Origin of the sequence: Bradyrhizobium sp. i1.15.2, from assembly GCF_040548425.1 — a bacterium.
Lineage (GTDB): Bacteria > Pseudomonadota > Alphaproteobacteria > Rhizobiales > Xanthobacteraceae > Bradyrhizobium > Bradyrhizobium canariense.
In genome coordinates this window covers 396,057-414,621 of sequence record NZ_JBEPRQ010000002.1, presented here as the reverse complement: position 1 = coordinate 414,621, position 18,565 = coordinate 396,057, and the positions used below count along the sequence as shown (strand labels likewise).

The window sequence follows — 18,565 nt, the reverse complement described above, 5'->3', positions numbered from 1 at the left end:
GAAGGCTTCCTTGGAAGGCAACCCCGGGCAAAGCCCGTTGGGTGCGGGCGGTATGTACCAACCCGACGTGCCTTTGGAAAGGGCTGCGGGGACGTTTTTTTCGACTTTATGACAGCGCGGTGGACGAATTTGCGGCCTGTTTGGCCCGCCCTTGCCAGAAGTTCCACAAGGGGCCAGCTTGCTGGCAACAAAACCGCGCGGAAACGCCACTTAAAAGGGGAGAACGCCATGGACCACGCCCTGGACGGCCCCTCGGATCGCCCCTTGGACCGATCCCCGCTGAGCGCCCCGTTGCGAGCCCTCGAAGACGCCTTCCATGCCATGGTCGCGCGGTCGCGGGCCGAGCCGGCGCCCGGCCTCGCCGAGCGGCTCGACCGGCTGGCACGGCTGCGCACTGTCGTCGCCGACAACGAGGAGCGCTTCCGGCAGGCGATCTCGGCCGATTTCGGCCACCGCTGCGCGGTCGAGACCAATATCGCCGAGACCATGATGGTGTTCTCCGAGATCCGTCATGCGACGAAACACCTCAACAGCTGGATGGCGCCGCAGCGCGTTTCGACGGCGCTGCAATTCCTGCCCGCGCGCAACCGGCTGATGCCGCAGCCGCTCGGCGTCGTCGGCATCATCGCGCCGTGGAATTATCCGCTGCAGCTGACGCTCGCGCCCGCCATCGGCGCGCTCGCCGCCGGCAACCGTGTCATCATCAAGCCGAGCGAACACGTTGCCCATTTCGCAAGCCTGCTGAAGGAGGCGATCGCCGCGCGGTTCGACGCTGCGGAGCTGTTCGTCACCGGCATCGAGGACGAGGTCGCGAAGGCCTTCGCACACCTGCCGTTCGATCATCTGGTGTTCACCGGCTCGACCCGGGTGGGACGGCTGGTGGCGGAGGCCGCGGGGCGCAATCTCACGCCCGTCACGCTCGAGCTCGGCGGCAAGTCGCCTGTTATCATCGACGCCTCGGCCGACCTCGAAGAGGCCGCCGAGCGCATCGCCTACGGCAAGCTGCTCAACGCCGGGCAGACCTGCATCGCGCCCGACTATGTGCTGGTGCCCGAGCGCTCGCTGCAGGCCTTCGCCGAAAAACTGCGCGCGCAGATGCGGCGCATGTTCGGCACCGACCCCGCCAACAAGGACTACACCTCCGTGATCTCCGACCGACATTATGCGCGGCTGGAAAATCTCGTCGCGGACGCGGCACGTCGCGGCGCCAAGATCCTGCAGCCGGCGAAGCCGGACGATCCCAACTGGAAGGCGCACCGCAAATTCCCGCCGACGCTGATCGCGGGCGCGACCGCAGACATGGCGGTGATGCAGGAGGAGATTTTTGGACCGGTGCTGCCGCTGCTCGGCTATCGCGAACCGGCCGACGCCATCGCCTTCGTCAACGCCCGCGACCGGCCGCTGGCGCTGTACTGGTTCGGCAAGGACCGCAATGCGCGCGACGAGGTGCTGGCGCGTACCGTCTCCGGCGGCGTCACCATCAACGACTGCCTGTTCCACTTCGCGCAGATCAACCAGCCGATGGGCGGCGTCGGCGCATCCGGCACCGGCGCCTATCACGGCGAATGGGGCTTTCGCACCTTCAGCAAGCTGAAGCCGGTGTTCTATCGTTCGAAATTCAACCGGCTCGCCGACCTCTATCCGCCCTACGGCGGCAAGATCGCGCGGCTGGAGAAGATGATGCGGTTCATGTCGTAATTGCCCGTCATTGCGAGCGCAGCGAAGCAATCCAGACTGTCTCCGCGGTGGGATTCTGGATTGCTTCGCTTTGCTCGCAATGACGAGAAGAAAAATGCAAGAGGGGGAAACATCAGTGACGGACACATTCGATTTCGTCGTCGTGGGCGCGGGCTCCGGCGGCTGCGCGGTGGCGGGGCGGCTGTCGGAGGATGCGGGGACATCCGTGACGCTGCTCGATGCCGGCGGACGGAACGACAATTGGCGGATCACCACGCCGTTCGGACTCGCTTTGCCATATAAGGTCGCGAACTGGGGCTTCGATACCGTGCCGCAGAAGGGATTGAACGGCCGTATCGGCTATCAACCGCGCGGCAAGGGGCTCGGCGGGTCCTCGGCGATCAATGCCATGGTCTACATCCGCGGCAACAAATGGGACTACGACCACTGGGCCTCGCTCGGCAATGCCGGTTGGTCGTACGCGGACGTGCTGCCCTATTTCAAGGCTTCCGAGAACAACGCCGATTTCGACGGCGCCTATCATGGCAAGGGCGGCCCGCTGCATGTCAACCGGCTGCGCTCGGACAATCCGATCCACGACGTCTTCCATCAGGCCGCCCGCGAGGCGCAGTTTCGCATCCGCGAGGACTTCAACGAAGACGACCACGAAGGGCTCGGCAGCTACCAGGTGACGCAGCACAATGGCGAGCGCTGGAGTGCGGCACGCGCCTATCTGCATCCCCACATGGACAAGCGCGCCAATCTGCGTGTCGAGACGCAGGCGCATGCCACGCGCATCCTGTTCGAAGGTGGGCGCGCGGTCGGCATCGAATACATCCAGGGCAAGCAGACAAAGCAGCTGCGCGCGCGGCGCGAGGTGATCCTCGCCTCCGGCGCCTTCCAGTCACCGCAATTGCTGATGCTGTCGGGCATCGGCGACGGCGAGGCGCTCGCCGCGCACGGCATCGGCGTCGTGCATCATTTGCCGGGCGTCGGACGCAATCTGCAGGATCATCCGGATTTCGTGTTCGTCTACGCCTCCGACTATCCGCACTTCGTCCACTCATCGCTCGGCCGGCTGCCATCCCTGCTCCGCGCCATCCAGCGATATCGCCGGGACCGGCGCGGACTGATGACCACCAATTTCGCCGAGTGTGGCGGCTTCCTGAAGACCCGAGCCGACCTCGATGTGCCCGACATCCAGCTGCACTTCATCATCGCGATGCTCGACGATCACGGCCGCAAGAAGCACAAGGAGGCGGGCTTCTCGTGCCACGTCTGCCTGTTGCGGCCGAAGAGCCGTGGCAGCGTCTGGCTGAAAAGCGCCGATCCGCTGGCGGCGCCGATGATCGATCCGAATTTCTTGGGCGAGGCGGAGGATCTCGAGACGATGGTCGCCGGCTTCAAGACCACGCGGCGGCTGATGGAGACGCCCGCGATGCGCGCGTTGCAGAAGAAGGACATGTTCACGTCCGATGTGAGAACGGACGACGACATCCGCGCCATCCTGCGCGCGCGTGTCGACACCGTCTATCATCCCGTCGGCACCTGCAAGATGGGCACCGACGCGATGGCCGTGGTCGATCCGGCGCTGAAGGTGCACGGCGTCGAGGGTCTGCGCGTCGTCGACGCTTCGATCATGCCGACACTGATCGGCGGCAACACCAATGCGCCGACCATCATGATCGGGGAGAAGGCGGCGGATATGATCAGGGCGGAGATGCGGTAGTGTCTCCTGAGCTGTCGGAGCCAGGAAAAGTACAGACGATTTTAACGATCTGAAACCGGAATGATTGGTTCTGCGTTCACTCGTTCCATGGCAGGCTCCCGCGCATGAACAGTTTCGATCTCGCCGTCTATGCGGCGTTCGTCATCGCGATCGGCTTCGGTTTCAGGACCGGCCTGCTCGGCAGCGCCATGACGATCCTGGCCTATCTCCTCGCCGCCCCCATCGCCGTCGCGTTGATGCCGCTGATCGTCCCTCAGGTCGCGGGCAATCCGAATGCGCCGCTGTTGCAGAACTGGCTCTGGTTCTTCAGCATCTTCGTGGTAGTCGGCATGCTGTTTGGACATCTCGGCCGGCTGGCGCTGAGCGACACGATACGGCAGGCCGGCATCGGCGACCGGCTTGGCGGCGCAGCGCTCGGCGCCATCAGGGTCGGCCTCGTCGCCACCACCCTGGTGCTGGTGTTCGACCAGATCGTGCCGGCTAACCGCGAGCCGCCGTTTCTCGCCGGTTCGCACCTGCGGCCGCTGTTCTCGACGGTCGGCCGGATGGGCTTCAAGTCGCTGCCGCCGGAGGCGGCCTCCGCGATCGACCGTCTCAAGCAGGAGCGGCACATCTGATGATGCCCGCACATTTGCATCGCCGCGCGAGCGTGCATGCATTTTGATGCGAGCCAATCCCTTATCAGCGGCGCCAAGGTTGGCTAGAATAGCGGCTCTAAAAACCTAGCTGACATTACGGGAGTGAAACAGTGGATCTTGGGATCAAAGGTCGCCGCGCCATCGTCTGCGCATCCAGCAAAGGCCTCGGACGCGCCTGCGCCATCTCGCTGGCCGAGGCCGGCGTTCACGTCACGCTGACCGCGCGCGGCGCCGAGGCCCTGAAGAAGACGGCCGACGACATCCGCAAGGCCTATCCTGATGTGACCGTCACCGAGATCGTCGGCGACATCACGACGCCGGCGGCCCGCGAGGCCGTGCTGAAGGCCTGCCCCGAGCCGGATATCCTGATCAACAATGCCGGCGGACCGCCGCCCGGCGATTTCCGCAACTGGACCCGCGACGACTGGATCAAGGCGATCGACGCCAACATGCTGACCCCGATCGAGCTGATCAAATCGACCGTGGACGGCATGATGACGCGCAAATTCGGCCGCATCGTCAACATCACCTCGGCCGCGGTGAAGGCGCCGATCGACATTCTCGGTCTCTCCAACGGCGCGCGCGCCGGCCTCACCGGCTTCATTGCCGGCCTGTCGCGCAAGACCGTGATCAACAACGTCACCATCAACGGCCTGCTGCCGGGCCCGTTCGAGACCGACCGCCTGCGCAGCACCGCGAAAGGCGAATCCGAGAAGCGCGGCATCACGCCGGACCAGGTTCTGGCCGAGCGCGCCAAGCTCAATCCCGCGGGCCGCTTCGGCGACCCCGACGAGTTCGGCTACGCCTGCGCCTTCCTGTGCGGCGCCAAGGCGGGCTTCATCACCGGGCAGAACCTTCTGCTCGATGGCGGTGCATTCCCAGGAACGCTGTGAGAGCAGTCTGGTACGAGGAGACAGGACCGGCGGCGGACGTCCTCACCTATGGTGAGATGGCGACGCCGGTCGCAGGTCCAGGCGAAGTTCGTGTTCGCCTGGAAGCCTCCGGCGTCAATCCGGCCGATGTCGGCCGGCGCGGGGGCAGCTATCGCGCGAAGGAATTTTCGCGTGTCATTCCGAACAGCGATGGCGCCGGCTTTATCGACCAGATCGGCGATGGCGCGACACGGTTCAAGATCGGCGACAGGGTCTGGCTGTTCAACGGCCAGCGCAACGGCCGCGCCTTTGGCACCGCGGCCGAACATATCGCGCTTGCCGAGCACCTGGTGACGCCGCTGCCGGACAATCTCTCTTTTGCGGAAGGCGCGACGCTGGGCATTCCCGCAATGACGGCGTGGTGCTCCCTGTTTGCGGACGGGCCGATCGTCGGCAAGACCGTGCTGGTCACCGGCGGCGCGGGTGCCGTCGGGCATTACGCCGTGCAACTCGCGAAATGGGGCGGCGCGCAGGTGATCGCGACCGTCAGCTCGGCGATGAAAGGCGAGCAGGCGCGACAAGCCGGTGCCGATCTCGTGGTCAATTACAGGGACGAAGATGTCGTTGCCAAGGCGATGGCCTTCACCGGCGGACGCGGGGTCGACCACTTGGTCGATGTCGATTTCGGCGGCAACATTGCGACGACGCTGAAGTTGATGGCCATGAATTCGACCATCGCGGTCTACGCCACGAATGGCAACCGCACGCCGACCGTGCCGATGCGCGAGCTGATGGAGAAGTGCATCACGCTCCGCTCGCTCGTCTTGTTCGCGCTGCCGCCGGCGTTGCTCGCGGCGGCGCAGGCCGACATCTCGAACTGGCTGGCGGCGGGGCCGCGAATCCACAATGTCGCGGCGCAGTTTGCGCTGTCGGAGACGGCGCAGGCCCATATCGCCGTCGAGAAAGGCGACAAGCTCGGCACCGTGGTCGTCGACTGCGCGCGCTGATATCGGCCGGAATCACCGCTGTTGCTTGGTGGGCTCGTCTTCGTCCCGCTGGCTCGGACTGGATGAATCGGCGACTGGGTTTCCGTCGGTCCAGTCGACGCCGAATTCGTCGAGCCCGTCGGCGAGCAGATCGCCCAGCATCGGCTCACCCAGCAGATAATGCGCCGTTTCGCGCCGGGGACTGCGATACTCCGCGCGCGCCTCCACCGCGCGTGCGCGCAAATCGTCCCAATCGTCGATCGTGCCGTCGCCGCGGCCGAGCCAGGTCAGTGTGACGAGATCGATCTGCTCGTCCTCGTTCAAGGCCACGATGAAACTTCCGAGCTCGTTGACGACCGGATCGGAGCCGTCATCCTCGAGGACGTCGACCGCGTCGTCATCAGTCGCGTTCGAGCCTGAATCTGGATCGGAATCCGCCTGCTTGACGTCGAATTCACGCGCCTTTTCGATGATGAAGGCGACCTTCTCCGCGGAAATCGCAAGCTCTGGCATGGCTGGCCCTTTGTCTTTCCCTGGGTTCCCGCGATAACGCCGCACCGCGTCAGATGATCCATTGCGCCTGACGGCGAAACTGCGCATGTTCCCCGCCAAAGCAAGAACATGAGGATGCGCCGGATGCAGTGGAAGGTCGGCAGGGTCAAAATCAGCAAGATCGTGGAATTGGAGACGGTCGGCTCGACCCGCTTCATTCTGCCCTTGGCGAGCAATGCAGAAATCCAGAAGCTGCCTTGGCTGATCCCGCATTTCGCCACGGAAGAAGGCCGGCTGAAAATGTCGATCCATTCGCTGGTGGTGGAGACGCCTTCGCACCGCATCGTGGTCGATACCGGGCTTGGCAACGACAAGCAGGGCCGCAACGTCCCGACCTGGAACAATCGCACCACGCCGTTCCTGGAGACGATGATTGCGGCGGGCTTTCCGCCGGAGAGTATCGATACCGTGCTGTGCACGCATCTTCATGTCGATCATGTCGGCTGGAACACGAAATGGGTTGACGGCAAGTGGGTGCCGACCTTCCCCAACGCGCGCTATGTCTTCGGCAAGACCGAGTACGAGCATTGGCGCGACCATTCCACCGAGCCGGACAAGCAGGCCGTGTTTGGCGATTCCGTGAAGCCGATCGTCGATGCCGGCCGGGCCGAGTTGGTCGCGAGCGACCACCGGCTCAGCGAGGAGATCAGCATGATCCCGACCCCCGGCCACAGCCCCGGGCATATGAGCATTCTGATCCAGTCGGACGGCGAGCAGGGACTGCTGACGGGCGACGTTGCCCATCATCCCTGTCAGATGGCGCATCTCGGCTGGTCCTCGACCGCGGATTCCGACCAAAGCCAATCTGCCGCGACGCGGCGCGAATTGTTCGGCCGGTTTGCCGACACCCCGACGCTGGTGATCGGCGGGCATTTTTCGGCCGGGCACATCAAGCGGGACGGGGACGCATTCAGGTTCGAGGCGCTGGCCTAGTCTCGTGCCCCGGACGAACCTCCCGAATTGAGAGGGCTGCAATGCGCCCCTCTTTGAGCGGTTGAATTTCCCGCCGCCCTGTTCCATGAAGCTGTTCAACCGATCGGTCCAGTCCAGGGAGAAACGAGAATGAAGCTTGTTCGTTATGGCGAGAAGGGTGCGGAAAAGCCCGGCCTGATCGACAAATCCGGCCAGTTGCGCGACCTTTCGGCGCATGTGAAGGACCTGACCGGCGAGGCCTATTCGCCCGAGAGCCTGAAGAAGCTGGCGGCGCTCGATCCGGCCTCGCTGCCCGCCGTCTCCGGCAAGCCGCGGTTCGGCGCCCCCGTCACCGGCATGTCGAAATTCGTCGCGATCGGCCTCAACTACAGCGACCACGCCAAGGAGACCGGCGCGGAGATCCCGAGCGAGCCGATCATTTTCATGAAGGCCAACACCTCGCTGTCCGGCCCGAACGACGCCGTCGAGAAGCCGCGCGGCTCGACCAAGCTCGACTGGGAGGTCGAGATCGCCGCGATCATCGGCACGCGCGCAAAATACGTCTCTGAAGCCGACGCGCTCAACCACGTCGCCGGTTACTGCGTCTGCAACGACGTCTCCGAGCGCGCCTTCCAGATCGAGCGCCTGGGTCAGTGGACCAAGGGCAAGTCGCACGACACGTTCGGCCCGCTCGGCCCCTGGCTCGCCACCAAGGACGAGATCAAGGACGTGCAGAACCTGCCGATGTGGCTCGACGTCAACGGCCAGCGCCGCCAGACCGGCTCGACCAAGACCATGATCTTCTCGATGGCCAAGTGCATCTCCTATGTCTCGCAGTTCATGACGCTGCTGCCGGGCGACATCATCACGACGGGCACCCCGCCCGGCGTCGGCCTCGGCATGAAGCCGCCGACCTTCCTCAATGTCGGCGACGTCATCACGCTCGGCATCGAGGGCCTCGGCGAGCAGCGCCAGGAGATCGTCGCGGCGTAAGCCGCGATCATCACTGTCGCCACGCCGTCATTGCGAGCGAAGCGAAGCAATCCAGAGATCGTCCGGCGGAGACAGCCTGGATTGCTTCGTCGCTTCGCTCCTCGCAATGACGAACTAAAACTTTCATTTTTTGGATACTCGCCATGAAGCTCACCTTCTCCCCCGCCTCGCCCTTCGCCCGCAAGGTGCGCATCGCCGCGATCGAGCTCGGGCTGATCGACAAGATCGAGTTCACGCCGGCAGCCGTCGCGCCCGGCACGGCCAACGAGGACTATTCGAAGATCACGCCGCTGAAGAAGCTACCGGTCCTGATCACCAATGACGGCGACGTTATTTTGGACTCGTACGTCATCGTCGAATATCTCAACGAGATGGCCGGCGGCAGCCTGATCCCGGACTACGGTCCGCGCCGCTGGAAGGCCAAGACCAATCATGCCCTGATCAACGGCATGCTCGATTCCATGCTGCTGTGCCGCTACGAGAAGATGGTGCGGCCGCAGGGCCTGCAATGGCAGGCGTGGTCGGACGACCATTGGAACCGGGCCTGGACCGGAATGGCGCGCTTCGAGAACATGCCCGAGGTGCTGAACGGCCCCTTCGACATCTCGCAGATCGGCCTCGTCTGCGTGCTCGGCTATGCCGACTTCCGCTTTGCCGATTGCGGCTGGCGCAAGGCCTATCCGAAGCTCGACGCGTTCCACCAGAAGATGCTGGAGCGGCCCTCCGTGAAGATCTCGGTGCCGCCGGCGGCGTAGTATCGCGACTGCGGGAGAAGGATGATGCGCGATCGCTTCCCCCGCCTCAGCATTCTCGGCGCGAGCCTCATGCTCGCGTTGACCGTCTCAACCACTTCCGTGCAAGCCGACGGCATGGTGCCTGGACAGCGAAACCTCGCCTGCGAGCCGCCATCGTCAACCGACGACGGCTGGACGACTGCGTCGCCCGACAGCGTCGGCATGGACGGCGCAAAACTTTGCGGGATCGCCGCACGACTCGAACAACGCGCGACTTCGGTTCATTCGGTTGTCGTCGCGCGCCACGGCAAGCTCGTCTTCGAGCAATACTTCGCCGGCTACGATCAACCCTGGGGACAGCCGGAAGGCCAGCACGAATTCACCGCGACGACGAAGCACGACATGCGTTCGGCATCGAAGAGTGTCGTTTCGCTGCTCATCGGTATCGCGATCGATCGCAAGCTGATCGAAGGCGTCGACGAACCTGTGCTCAAATTCTTCCCCGACCATCAGGCGGTGAAGCAGGCGGGCTGGGAGGCCATCACGCTGCGCCATCTGCTGACGATGTCCTCGGGAATGAAATGGGACGAGGCGCGGGCATGGACCGATCCGAACAACGACGAGCCGCATCTCACCTTTGAAGCCGATCCGATTGATTATGTGCTCGGAAGGCCGGTCGCCGCGCCGCCGGATGTGCTCTGGACCTATAATGGCGGCGGGACTGAACTGCTCGGCAATATCCTTGAACGCGTCTCGGGCAAGCCGCTGGAGACGTTTGCGCGCGAGGCGCTGTTCCAGCGGCTCGGGATCGCCGATTTCGCGTGGAAGGCCTACCCGAAGAACGGCAAGATCGCGGCGGCCGCCGGCCTGCGCTTGCGTCCGCGAGATGCCGCCAAGCTCGGCCAGCTCGTGCTCGATCGCGGCCAGTGGAACGGCCAACAAATCGTCTCGGCCGATTGGATTGCACAATCGATCGCACCGCGCTTCCAGGCGATCGGCTATTTCGGCGGCACGCTGTTCTACGGCTATCAATGGTGGATGGGCCGCTCGCTGGCCGGCGGGAGGGAAATCAAATGGGTTGGCGCCTTCGGCTGGGGCGGACAACGCATTTTCATCGTGCCCGAGCTTGATCTCGTCATGATGACCACCGCTGCCCAATACGGCCAGCCGAAGGAAGGGCTGGCCGCGATCGACGTCCTCTCCAACATCGTCATTCCATCCGTGCGTGACGCACGCTGAGTGCAAGGAAGCGAGCATGAGCCTGAAATACGCGGTTGGCGACCTCACCATCCATCGCGTCGTCGAGCAGGAAACCTCGTTCGTGCCGGCGCTGGAGATGTTGCCGGGGCTGACACCGGAGCTGCTGGCTGAGAACCGGGCGTGGATGAGGCAGGCGAAAGCCCTGGATGACAGCGACACGTTGATGCTGTGCTTCCAGTCCTATGTGATCAAGACGCCGCACCACACCATTCTGGTCGACAGCTGCATCGGCAACGACAAGCCGCGGCCGCAGCGTCCGAAATGGAACATGAAGACCGACGACACCTATCTGCGCGGACTCAACGCTGCCGGATTCTCGCCTGACGACATCGACTTCGTGATGTGCACGCATCTGCATGTCGATCACGTCGGCTGGAACACGCGGCTGGAGAACGGCCGCTGGGTGCCGACCTTCCCGAAAGCGCGCTACGTCTTCGCCAAGCAGGAATTCGATCATTGGACCGAGCAGAATGCGAAGGCGGAGGTGCCGCCGTTCGTGGACAGCGTGCTGCCGGTGGTCGAGGCCAAACGCCACGAGCTTGTCGGCAACGATCACCAGATCGGCGATCACGTTCGTATTCTGCCGACGCCGGGCCACACGCCGGGCCATATCGCCATCACGATGGGACACGGCAAGGACGACGCCGTGTTCTCCGGCGACCTCATGCACTCGCCGATCCAGACGCTCTATCCGGAGATGTCGGTGAAATTCGACCTCGATCAGGCCAAGGCGGCAACGACGCGCCGCAGCTTCCTGGAACGCTATTGCGACACCGACACGCTGTGCTGCACCGCGCATTTCCCCTCGCCGTCGGTAGGAAAGATCCGGCGCAAGGGCAGCGGCTTCGTCTGCGCGGCGGTGTGATCTAGCCGAGATCCCGTAGGGTGGGCAAGGCGAAGCGTGCCCACCATGCCAAACGCGTTATAGAATGATGGTGGGCACGGCGCGCGAAGCGCGCCTTTGCCCACCCTACGATTCCACCCGTGTGGAGAAAGCAATGACCAACCTCCCCGAGATCCCTCTCCCCGCCGGCATCCGCTCACGCTATGTCGACGATATCAACGGCTTGCGCCTGCATGTGCTGGAGGCAGGCTTCGAGACCAAGGGGCGGCCCTGCATCCTGCTGCTGCACGGCTTTCCCGAGCTCGCCTTCTCCTGGCGCAAGGTGATGCCGGCGCTCAGCGCGGCCGGCTATCACGTGATCGCCCCGGACCAGCGCGGCTATGGCCGGACGACGGGATGGAGTGCGGAGTATGACGGCGACCTCGCGCCGTTTTCGCTCTTCAACCTGGTGCGGGATGCGCTCGGGCTGGTGTCGGCGTTCGGGTACAGGCAAGTCGATGTGGTCGGACATGATTTCGGCAGCCCAGTCGCGGCCTGGTGCGCGCTGATGCGGCCCGACGTGTTCCGTTCGGTGACGATGATGAGCGCGCCGTTCGGCGGAGCGCCGCCGCTGCCGTTCAACACGATCGACGCGCCGGCAAAGCCACCGTCCGAAGACCCCGTGCATCGCGAGCTCGCCGCCTTGCCGCGTCCACGCAAGCATTATCAGTGGTACTATGCGACACGCCCGGCCAATGCCGACATGCACCGCGCGGCGCAGGGCGTGCATGATTTCCTGCGGGCCTACTATCACCATAAGAGCGCGGACTGGACCGACAACAAGCCATATCCGCTGAAGTCCTGGTCGGCGAATGAGCTTGCGAAGCTGCCGACCTATTATGTGATGGACCTGAACGAGACCATGGCCGAGACGGTCGCAAAGGAGATGCCATCGCCGTCCGCGATCGCCGCCAATCAATGGCTGCCCGACCGCGAGCTCGGCTACTACAGCGCCGAATATGGCCGCACTGGATTCCAGGGCGGCCTGCAATGGTATCGCTGCGGCACATCGGGTGCGTTCAACAACCAGCTCCAGTTGCTAGCCGGCCGCACCATCGACGTCCCCTCCTGCTTCATCTCGGGCAAGCAGGATTGGGGCACCTACCAGCGTCCCGGCGTGTTCGAGGCCATGCAGGCGCGGGCCTGCACGAAGCTGCTCGGCTGCCACCTCGTCGACGGCGCCGGTCACTGGGTGCAGCAGGAGCAGCCGGCCGAGGTAAGCCGACTGCTACTCGATTTCCTAGCAAAGAGCCGCGGCGTGGTTTGACCCGGGAACCCAAGCGCCCTATATAGTTTAGAATTGTTCTAAACTAATCAGACAGGGCCGCCGTGAAGAATTTTGCCGATCTGACCGAACGCGAGGTGCTTGCGGTCGCGATCTCCTCCGAGGAGGAGGACAGCCGCATCTACATGAGCTTCGCCGAAGACCTGAAGGAGCGCTATCCGGACTCCGCCAAGATCTTCGAGCAGATGGCCGAGGAAGAGCGCGGCCATCGCCACATGCTGCTGGAAATGTACGAGCAGCGCTTCGGTCCGCATTTGCCCCCGATCCGCCGCGAGGATGTCAAAGGCTTCCTGCGCCGCCGTCCGGTCTGGCTCACCAAAAACCTGCCGCTCGACACCATCCGCAGGGAAGTCGAGACAATGGAATTGCAGGCCGAGCGCTTTTACGTGAAGGCCGCTGAACAGGCGCAAGATGTCGGCGTGCGCCGCCTGCTCGGCGATCTGGCCGAAGCCGAGAAAGGCCACGAAGAGGTGGCGGCGAAGCTAACGGACCAGATCCTGAGTTCAGACGTGCGCGCCGAGGAAGACCGCACCAACCGGCGCATGTTCGTGCTGCAATATGTGCAGCCAGGTCTCGCCGGCCTGATGGACGGCTCGGTTTCGACGCTGGCGCCGCTGTTTGCGGCTGCCTTCGCCACGCATCAGAATTGGCAAACATTTCTGGTCGGCCTCGCCGCCTCGATCGGTGCCGGCATCAGCATGGGTTTTGCGGAAGCGCTGTCCGACGACGGCTCGCTAACCGGACGTGGTTCGCCCTGGCTGCGCGGTCTCACCTGCGGCTTGATGACGACGCTCGGCGGCCTTGGGCACACCCTGCCCTATCTCGTGCCCGATAGCTGGGCCAACGCATTCTGGATCGCGACCGGAATTGCCGGAATTGTCGTGTTCTTCGAATTGTGGGCGATCGCCTTCATCCGCGCGCGCTACATGGACACGCCGTTCCTCCAGGCCGTGTTCCAGATCGTGCTCGGCGGCGCGATCGTGCTGGCGGTGGGGATCTTGATCGGCGCCGCGTAGGACGTTGTCATGCCCCGGCTTGACCGGGGCATCCAGTACGCCGCGACCTCTCCGCGTCCGATCGGCGCCGGTGGAATACTGGATCGCCCGGTCAAGCCGGGCGATGACTGCGAGTGGGTGCTTGGCTCACCGCGTTCCGTCTTGCTCACATGTCAATCGCGATCAAACGGCGGTTGCGGTGCTGGGCCAAACTGCGCATCATCGTTCGACAAGAAGAACAGGAGATGCGCCATGGCCAAATCCGAATGGAGCTTCAAGAGCGCGGTCGAACTGTCGGCCGCGTTGACCGCCAAGAAGGTTTCCGCGGTCGAGCTCACCCGCGATGCGATCGATCGCATCGAACGGCACGACGGCAAGGTCAATGCGATCTGCGTGCGGGATTTTGATCGCGCGCTGGACGCCGCACGCGAGGCGGACGCCGCATTGGCGCGCGGCGAGCGCAAGCCGCTGCTCGGCCTGCCGATGACGATCAAGGAATCCTTCAACATCGCCGGCCTGCCCACGAGCTGGGGCTGGACGCCGCAGAAAGATTTCAAGCCGGCGGACGACGCGCTGTCGATCGCCCGGGTGAAGGAGGCCGGTGGCGTTATCCTCGGCAAAACCAACGTGCCCGTGGGGTTAGCTGATTGGCAGAGCTACAACGAGATCTACGGCACGACGAACAATCCATTCGATCTCGGCCGCACGCCGGGTGGCTCGTCGGGCGGCTCGTCTGCGGCGCTGGCGGCAGGCTACGGACCACTCTCGCTCGGGTCCGACATCGGCGGCTCGCTGCGCGTGCCCGCCTTCCACTGCGGGGTCTATGCGCACAAGCCGACCTACAATCTCTGTCCAACGCGCGGCCACACGCCGCCGCCCTTTCCGGCCATCCCGATGGAGCGCGACATGGCGGTGATCGGTCCGATGGCGCGGAGCGCAGTCGACCTGCCCCTGCTCCTGGACGTGATGGCAGGCCCCGATCCGTTGGACCTGGGCATCGGATACAAGCTCGCGCTGCCGGAGGCGCGACACCGCGCGCTGAAGGATTTCCGCGTGCTGGTGATCGACAGCCATCCGCTGCTGCCTGCGAATGCCGATATTCGCAGCACGATCGAGAAGCTGGCGAAACAATTGGCGGGCGCAGGTGCAAGCATCACGCGGGAAAGCCCTCTGTTTCCCGACTTCACCGATGCCTCTCGCCTCTACATGCGCATGCTGATGAGCTTCCTCGGCGCCTTCCTTCCGCCGGACGATCTCGCGGGCGCGCGTGCCGGTGCAGCGCAGCTCTCGCCCGACGACAAGAGCCTCGCTGCCGAACGGCTGCGTGGTATCACCAGCACGCATCAGGCCTGGGTATTCGACGAAGGCGCCCGCGCCGGCCTACGCGCGCAATGGCGACACCTGTTCAGGACATTCGATGCGGTGATCTGTCCGATCATGCCCACGCCGGCCTATCCGCATGATCATTCGCCGGAGCAGGAAAAGCGCCGGATCAATATCGACGGCAAGGACCACGCCTATCCGGACCAGCTTGCGTGGCCCGGCATTGCCACGCTGACGGGCCTGCCGGCAACGGCTGTTCCACTCGGCCTGTCGAAGGACGGGCTGCCGGTCGGCGTGCAGATCATCGGGCCCTTCCTCGAGGACCGGACGCCGCTCAAGCTCGCCGAGCTGATCGAACTCGAGTTCGGCGGGTTCGTGCCGCCGAAGATGTTCGACGATTGATGCGTTCGTCGTTGCGACGGCGCGCCAGGTCACTGCTCCAGATTCTTCAGCAGCAATTTCAGCGCTGTCGCCGCAAACATCTGCATATTGGCCAAGCGGTCGTTGCTGCCCGTCTCCAGCGTCATCACCTCGATCGCGGGCCCGGCGACCGCCATGCAGCTGTGGCCCGCCGCATCGCCGTAGCGATTGCCGGTGGGACCGGACGCGCCGGTCTCGGACAGGCCCCAGTCGCAGTTTAAGCGGCTGCGCATCCGCTCGGCCAGCAGCTGCGCGTAGGGCTCCGACGAGGAACGAAAGCCCTTCATTCCTTCGTCCGAAATATCCATCAGCACGCGCCTGGCATCGCGGGTGTAGACCACGGCGCCGCCGAGGAAATAGGCGGACGCGCCGGGCACCGCGAGCAGGCTGGCCGAGATCAGGCCGCCGGTCGAGGATTCCGCCACGGCAATTGTCTGTTTGCGCGCTATCAGTTTCGCTGCGACCTGTTCCGCAACGCCGACGAGCTCTTTCATTCCTTGACCCCTTATGCCTTCGCAACCGAGCTCGGCCTTTCTAGCATATGACAGCGGCCTTGGCCGAGTTGCAGCCAACGGGCAGGCCTGCTTGAATGGCAGTCAAGAGGCGGAGCGGCCAAGCGCCGCCCGCGAGAAGACGCGACGAGGAAACGTGAAGGACACGTCATGGCGTCCCTGATCGCCGGCGGGGTGGATTGCGATGTGCATCCGGCCGTGCCGCATCTGACCAGCCTGCTGCCGTACCTGAACGACTATTGGCGCGATCAGGTGACGACGCGCGGCATGGTCGATCTCATCTCGCAATCCTACCCGCAGAACTCGCCGATCACGGCGCGGCCCGACTGGCGCCCCGAAAGCGGCAAGCCGGGCGAGAGCCTTGCGGACATGCAGCGCCATGTGCTCGATCCCTTTCAGCTCTCGCATGCCATCTGCAATCCGCTCTATGGCGTGCAGATGGTGTTTTCCGAGGATCTGCAGGCCGCCTTCTGCCGCGCACTGAACGACTGGCTCGTGAAGGAATGGCTCGATCGCGACCCGCGGCTGCGCGGCTCGATCGTGATCCCCACCCAAAGCGTCGAGAAGGCCGTCGCCGAGATCGAGCGCTGTGCGGCGGATCGCCGCTTCGTGCAGGTGCTGATGCTGGTGATGGGCGATACGCCGCTCGGAAAGCGCGCGCTCTGGCCGATCTATGAGGCGGCAGAACGGCTGGAATTACCGATCGGCATTCATGCCGGTTCCGCCTATCACAATCCGCCGACCGCCGTGGGCTGGGGTTCCTACCACATCGAGGATTATGCCGGTCAGGCCCAGGCGTTCCAGACCCAGCTCACCAGCCTGATCGTCGAGGGCGTGTTCGCCAAATATCCGCGACTGAAGATGGTGATGCTGGAATCTGGCGTGTCCTGGATCTCCCCATTTCTGTGGCGCCTGCACAAGTTCTGGCGTGGGGTGCGGATGGAGACGCCATGGGTCGATCGCGCGCCGCTGGACATTGTGCGCAGCAACATCCGCTTCTCGTTACAGCCATTCGATGCGCCGCCGGACGAGACGACATTAATTCGCCTGTTTGATCATATGCAGTCGGACGAATTGGTCGTATTCTCCACCGACTATCCGCACTGGCAGTTCGACGGCCAGGAGGCGCTGCCCGCAGGTCTCACCCCCGATCTCGTGCGCAAGATCATGATCGATAATCCGCATGCGACCTATCCCCGCCTGACTTAGCCGCTGCCAAAGGAGGCAAGGCGATGAATATTCAGTTCCGCGAAAGCTCCGAAGCCGCTTCCCCACTGACCGTCAAAACCGCAATCGCGGACTGCGACATCCATCCGGCACGCGCGACCCGCGCCGAACTCTATCCTTACCTCGCCAAACGCTGGCAGCATCATCTCGAAGTCTACGGCGTCCATGCCTATCAGGGCATGATGGAAGGTCCGCCCTATCCGAAGGCCCAACCCAACGCCTCGCGCCGCGACGCCTATCCGCCGGAAGGCGGGCCGCAGGGCTCCTCGCTGTCCTTCATGCAGAAGCAGCTGCTCGATCCCCACAACGTGCAGCTCGGCGTGCTCAATCCGCTCAACACCGGGCAGGGCATCCGCAACCACGAGCTCTCGGCCGCCTTGTGCTCGGCGATCAACGACTGGCAGATCGACAAATGGACCAGCAAGGACAAGCGGCTGAAGGCGTCCATCGTCGTCGGCAATGAGGACGGCCTGTCGGCCGCCGCGGAAATCCGCGAGCGCGCCGGCGACAAGAATTTCGTCCAGGTGCTGCTGCTCAGCCGCAATGTCGAGCCGCTCGGCCAGCGCCGCTACTGGCCGATCTATCAGGCCGCGGAAGAGGCCGGCCTTCCCGTCGGCGTCCACGCCTTCGGCTTCGGCGGCAACCCGATCACGCCGTCGGGCTGGCCTTCCTATTACATCGAGGAGATGGTCGGCCACTCGCAGTGCCAGCAATCGGCGCTTGCGAGCCTGGTACTGGAGGGCGTGTTCGAGCGCTTCCCGAAATTGAAGATGGTGATGATCGAGGCCGGCTTCGGCTGGGCGCCGTCGCTGGCGTGGCGGCTCGACAAAGTCTGGCAGCGGCTGCGGAGCGAGGTGCCGCATGTCAAACGGCCGCCGTCGGAATATATCCGCGAGCAGGTGTGGTGGACGACGCAGCCGATGGAGGATCCGGAGCGGCGCGAGGACCTGTTCGACGTCATCAAGTGGATCGGCTGGGACCGGCTCCTGTTCGCCACCGACTATCCGCACTGGGATTACGACGAGCCGTCGCGCGTGTTGCCCGCGGGCGTCAGTGACGACAACCGCGAGGCGTTCTATCTCGGCAATGCGAAGAAGCTGTACGGGATCGCTTGATGGCGCGGCATGTGATTGCCGCGGTCGATGAGCTTCCGCCCGGCACGCGAAAATTTCTGGAGATCGACGGACGGCCGATCGCAATCTTCAACATCAAGGGTGAATATTTCGGCCTGATGAACCGCTGCCCGCATCAGGGCGCGGCGCTGTGCGAGGGACCCTTGATCGGGCTCGCGCAATCGAAGGATCCGGGCGAGATCGAATATACCAAGCTCGGCGAGATCATTCGCTGCCCCTGGCATGGCTGGGAGTTCGACATCCGTACCGGCCAGTCCTACTGCGACCCCCGCCGCTTCCGCGTGAAGGCCTACCCGGCTCATGTCGAGCCGGGTGCGAGCGTGGTGAAGGGGCCGTATGTCGCCGAGACGATTCCGGTCAGCGTGGAGAGCGACTACGTGGTGGTGGAGTTGTAAGCTCCCGCGGTCATTCCGGGGCGCCCGAAGGGCGAGCCC

18 protein-coding genes are annotated in these 18,565 nt (G+C 64.2%); 16 read left to right on the top strand and 2 right to left on the bottom strand.

The window, feature by feature from the left end; all coding sequences use genetic code 11:
- Positions 1-228: 228 nt before the first annotated feature.
- From ABIB80_RS06745 to ABIB80_RS06725, 5 genes are all read left to right on the top strand, one after another.
- On the top strand, positions 229-1,698 hold the full coding sequence (locus tag ABIB80_RS06745; RefSeq protein ID WP_354127147.1) for a coniferyl aldehyde dehydrogenase: 1,470 nt from the start codon (positions 229-231) through the stop codon (positions 1,696-1,698).
- 115 nt (positions 1,699-1,813) lie between these two features.
- A complete protein-coding gene (locus ABIB80_RS06740; RefSeq protein ID WP_354127146.1) occupies positions 1,814-3,406 on the top strand; it encodes a GMC family oxidoreductase in 1,593 nt (530 codons plus the stop codon).
- Between the two features lie 104 nt (positions 3,407-3,510).
- Positions 3,511-4,023 carry a CvpA family protein gene (locus ABIB80_RS06735; protein ID WP_219682958.1) on the top strand — a complete coding sequence of 171 codons (513 nt, stop codon included), beginning with the start codon at positions 3,511-3,513 and terminating at the stop codon, positions 4,021-4,023.
- 131 nt (positions 4,024-4,154) lie between these two features.
- Positions 4,155-4,937, top strand: a complete 783-nt coding sequence (locus tag ABIB80_RS06730; protein ID WP_354127145.1) for an SDR family oxidoreductase — start codon at positions 4,155-4,157, stop codon at positions 4,935-4,937.
- Entirely contained in the window at positions 4,934-5,923 is a 990-nt protein-coding gene (locus tag ABIB80_RS06725; RefSeq protein ID WP_354127144.1) for an NADPH:quinone reductase, read from the top strand. The genes ABIB80_RS06730 and ABIB80_RS06725 overlap by 4 nt, the downstream gene beginning before the upstream one ends.
- A gap of 12 nt (positions 5,924-5,935) precedes the next feature.
- On the opposite strand, the gene ABIB80_RS06720 is transcribed toward ABIB80_RS06725, so the two are convergent.
- The gene (locus ABIB80_RS06720) at positions 5,936-6,415 is read right to left on the bottom strand and encodes a DUF3775 domain-containing protein (RefSeq protein ID WP_007599599.1); all 480 of its coding nucleotides are present in this window, start codon (positions 6,413-6,415) and stop codon (positions 5,936-5,938) included.
- A 123-nt stretch (positions 6,416-6,538) separates the two neighbouring features.
- Between ABIB80_RS06720 and ABIB80_RS06715 the strand changes: the two genes are divergently transcribed.
- The 8 genes from ABIB80_RS06715 to ABIB80_RS06680 all read left to right on the top strand — a co-directional run bounded on the left by ABIB80_RS06715 (position 6,539) and on the right by ABIB80_RS06680 (position 15,241).
- Entirely contained in the window at positions 6,539-7,387 is an 849-nt protein-coding gene (locus tag ABIB80_RS06715; protein WP_354127143.1) for an MBL fold metallo-hydrolase, read from the top strand.
- A 129-nt stretch (positions 7,388-7,516) separates the two neighbouring features.
- Positions 7,517-8,359 carry a fumarylacetoacetate hydrolase family protein gene (locus ABIB80_RS06710; protein ID WP_007599594.1) on the top strand — a complete coding sequence of 281 codons (843 nt, stop codon included), beginning with the start codon at positions 7,517-7,519 and terminating at the stop codon, positions 8,357-8,359.
- A gap of 143 nt (positions 8,360-8,502) precedes the next feature.
- The gene (locus ABIB80_RS06705) at positions 8,503-9,114 is read left to right on the top strand and encodes a glutathione S-transferase family protein (protein WP_007599593.1); all 612 of its coding nucleotides are present in this window, start codon (positions 8,503-8,505) and stop codon (positions 9,112-9,114) included.
- Between the two features lie 21 nt (positions 9,115-9,135).
- Positions 9,136-10,332, top strand: a complete 1,197-nt coding sequence (locus ABIB80_RS06700; RefSeq protein ID WP_354127142.1) for a serine hydrolase domain-containing protein — start codon at positions 9,136-9,138, stop codon at positions 10,330-10,332.
- A gap of 16 nt (positions 10,333-10,348) precedes the next feature.
- A complete protein-coding gene (locus ABIB80_RS06695; RefSeq protein ID WP_007599589.1) occupies positions 10,349-11,218 on the top strand; it encodes an MBL fold metallo-hydrolase in 870 nt (289 codons plus the stop codon).
- A gap of 133 nt (positions 11,219-11,351) precedes the next feature.
- On the top strand, positions 11,352-12,503 hold the full coding sequence (locus ABIB80_RS06690; protein WP_007599588.1) for an alpha/beta hydrolase: 1,152 nt from the start codon (positions 11,352-11,354) through the stop codon (positions 12,501-12,503).
- A 62-nt stretch (positions 12,504-12,565) separates the two neighbouring features.
- Positions 12,566-13,537, top strand: coding sequence for an iron exporter MbfA (mbfA, locus tag ABIB80_RS06685; RefSeq protein ID WP_219682962.1), 972 nt, complete (start codon positions 12,566-12,568; stop codon positions 13,535-13,537).
- A 231-nt stretch (positions 13,538-13,768) separates the two neighbouring features.
- Complete coding sequence (locus tag ABIB80_RS06680) at positions 13,769-15,241, top strand: amidase (protein WP_007599586.1); 1,473 nt, start codon at positions 13,769-13,771, stop codon at positions 15,239-15,241.
- Between the two features lie 29 nt (positions 15,242-15,270).
- On the opposite strand, the gene ABIB80_RS06675 is transcribed toward ABIB80_RS06680, so the two are convergent.
- Positions 15,271-15,753 (bottom strand): CinA family protein, encoded by a 483-nt coding sequence (locus tag ABIB80_RS06675; protein WP_007599585.1) that lies wholly within the window; start codon positions 15,751-15,753, stop codon positions 15,271-15,273.
- 168 nt (positions 15,754-15,921) lie between these two features.
- Here ABIB80_RS06675 and ABIB80_RS06670 point away from each other — a divergent pair, with 168 nt between their 5' ends.
- From ABIB80_RS06670 to ABIB80_RS06660, 3 genes are read left to right on the top strand one after another with little or no spacing between them, the layout of a single operon-like run.
- A complete protein-coding gene (locus ABIB80_RS06670; protein WP_007599583.1) occupies positions 15,922-16,980 on the top strand; it encodes an amidohydrolase family protein in 1,059 nt (352 codons plus the stop codon).
- A gap of 23 nt (positions 16,981-17,003) precedes the next feature.
- Positions 17,004-18,113, top strand: a complete 1,110-nt coding sequence (locus ABIB80_RS06665; protein WP_219682963.1) for an amidohydrolase family protein — start codon at positions 17,004-17,006, stop codon at positions 18,111-18,113.
- The gene (locus ABIB80_RS06660; RefSeq protein WP_007599578.1) at positions 18,113-18,526 is read left to right on the top strand and encodes a Rieske (2Fe-2S) protein; all 414 of its coding nucleotides are present in this window, start codon (positions 18,113-18,115) and stop codon (positions 18,524-18,526) included. Before ABIB80_RS06665 ends, ABIB80_RS06660 begins: the two co-directional genes overlap by 1 nt.
- Positions 18,527-18,565: the final 39 nt, after the last annotated feature.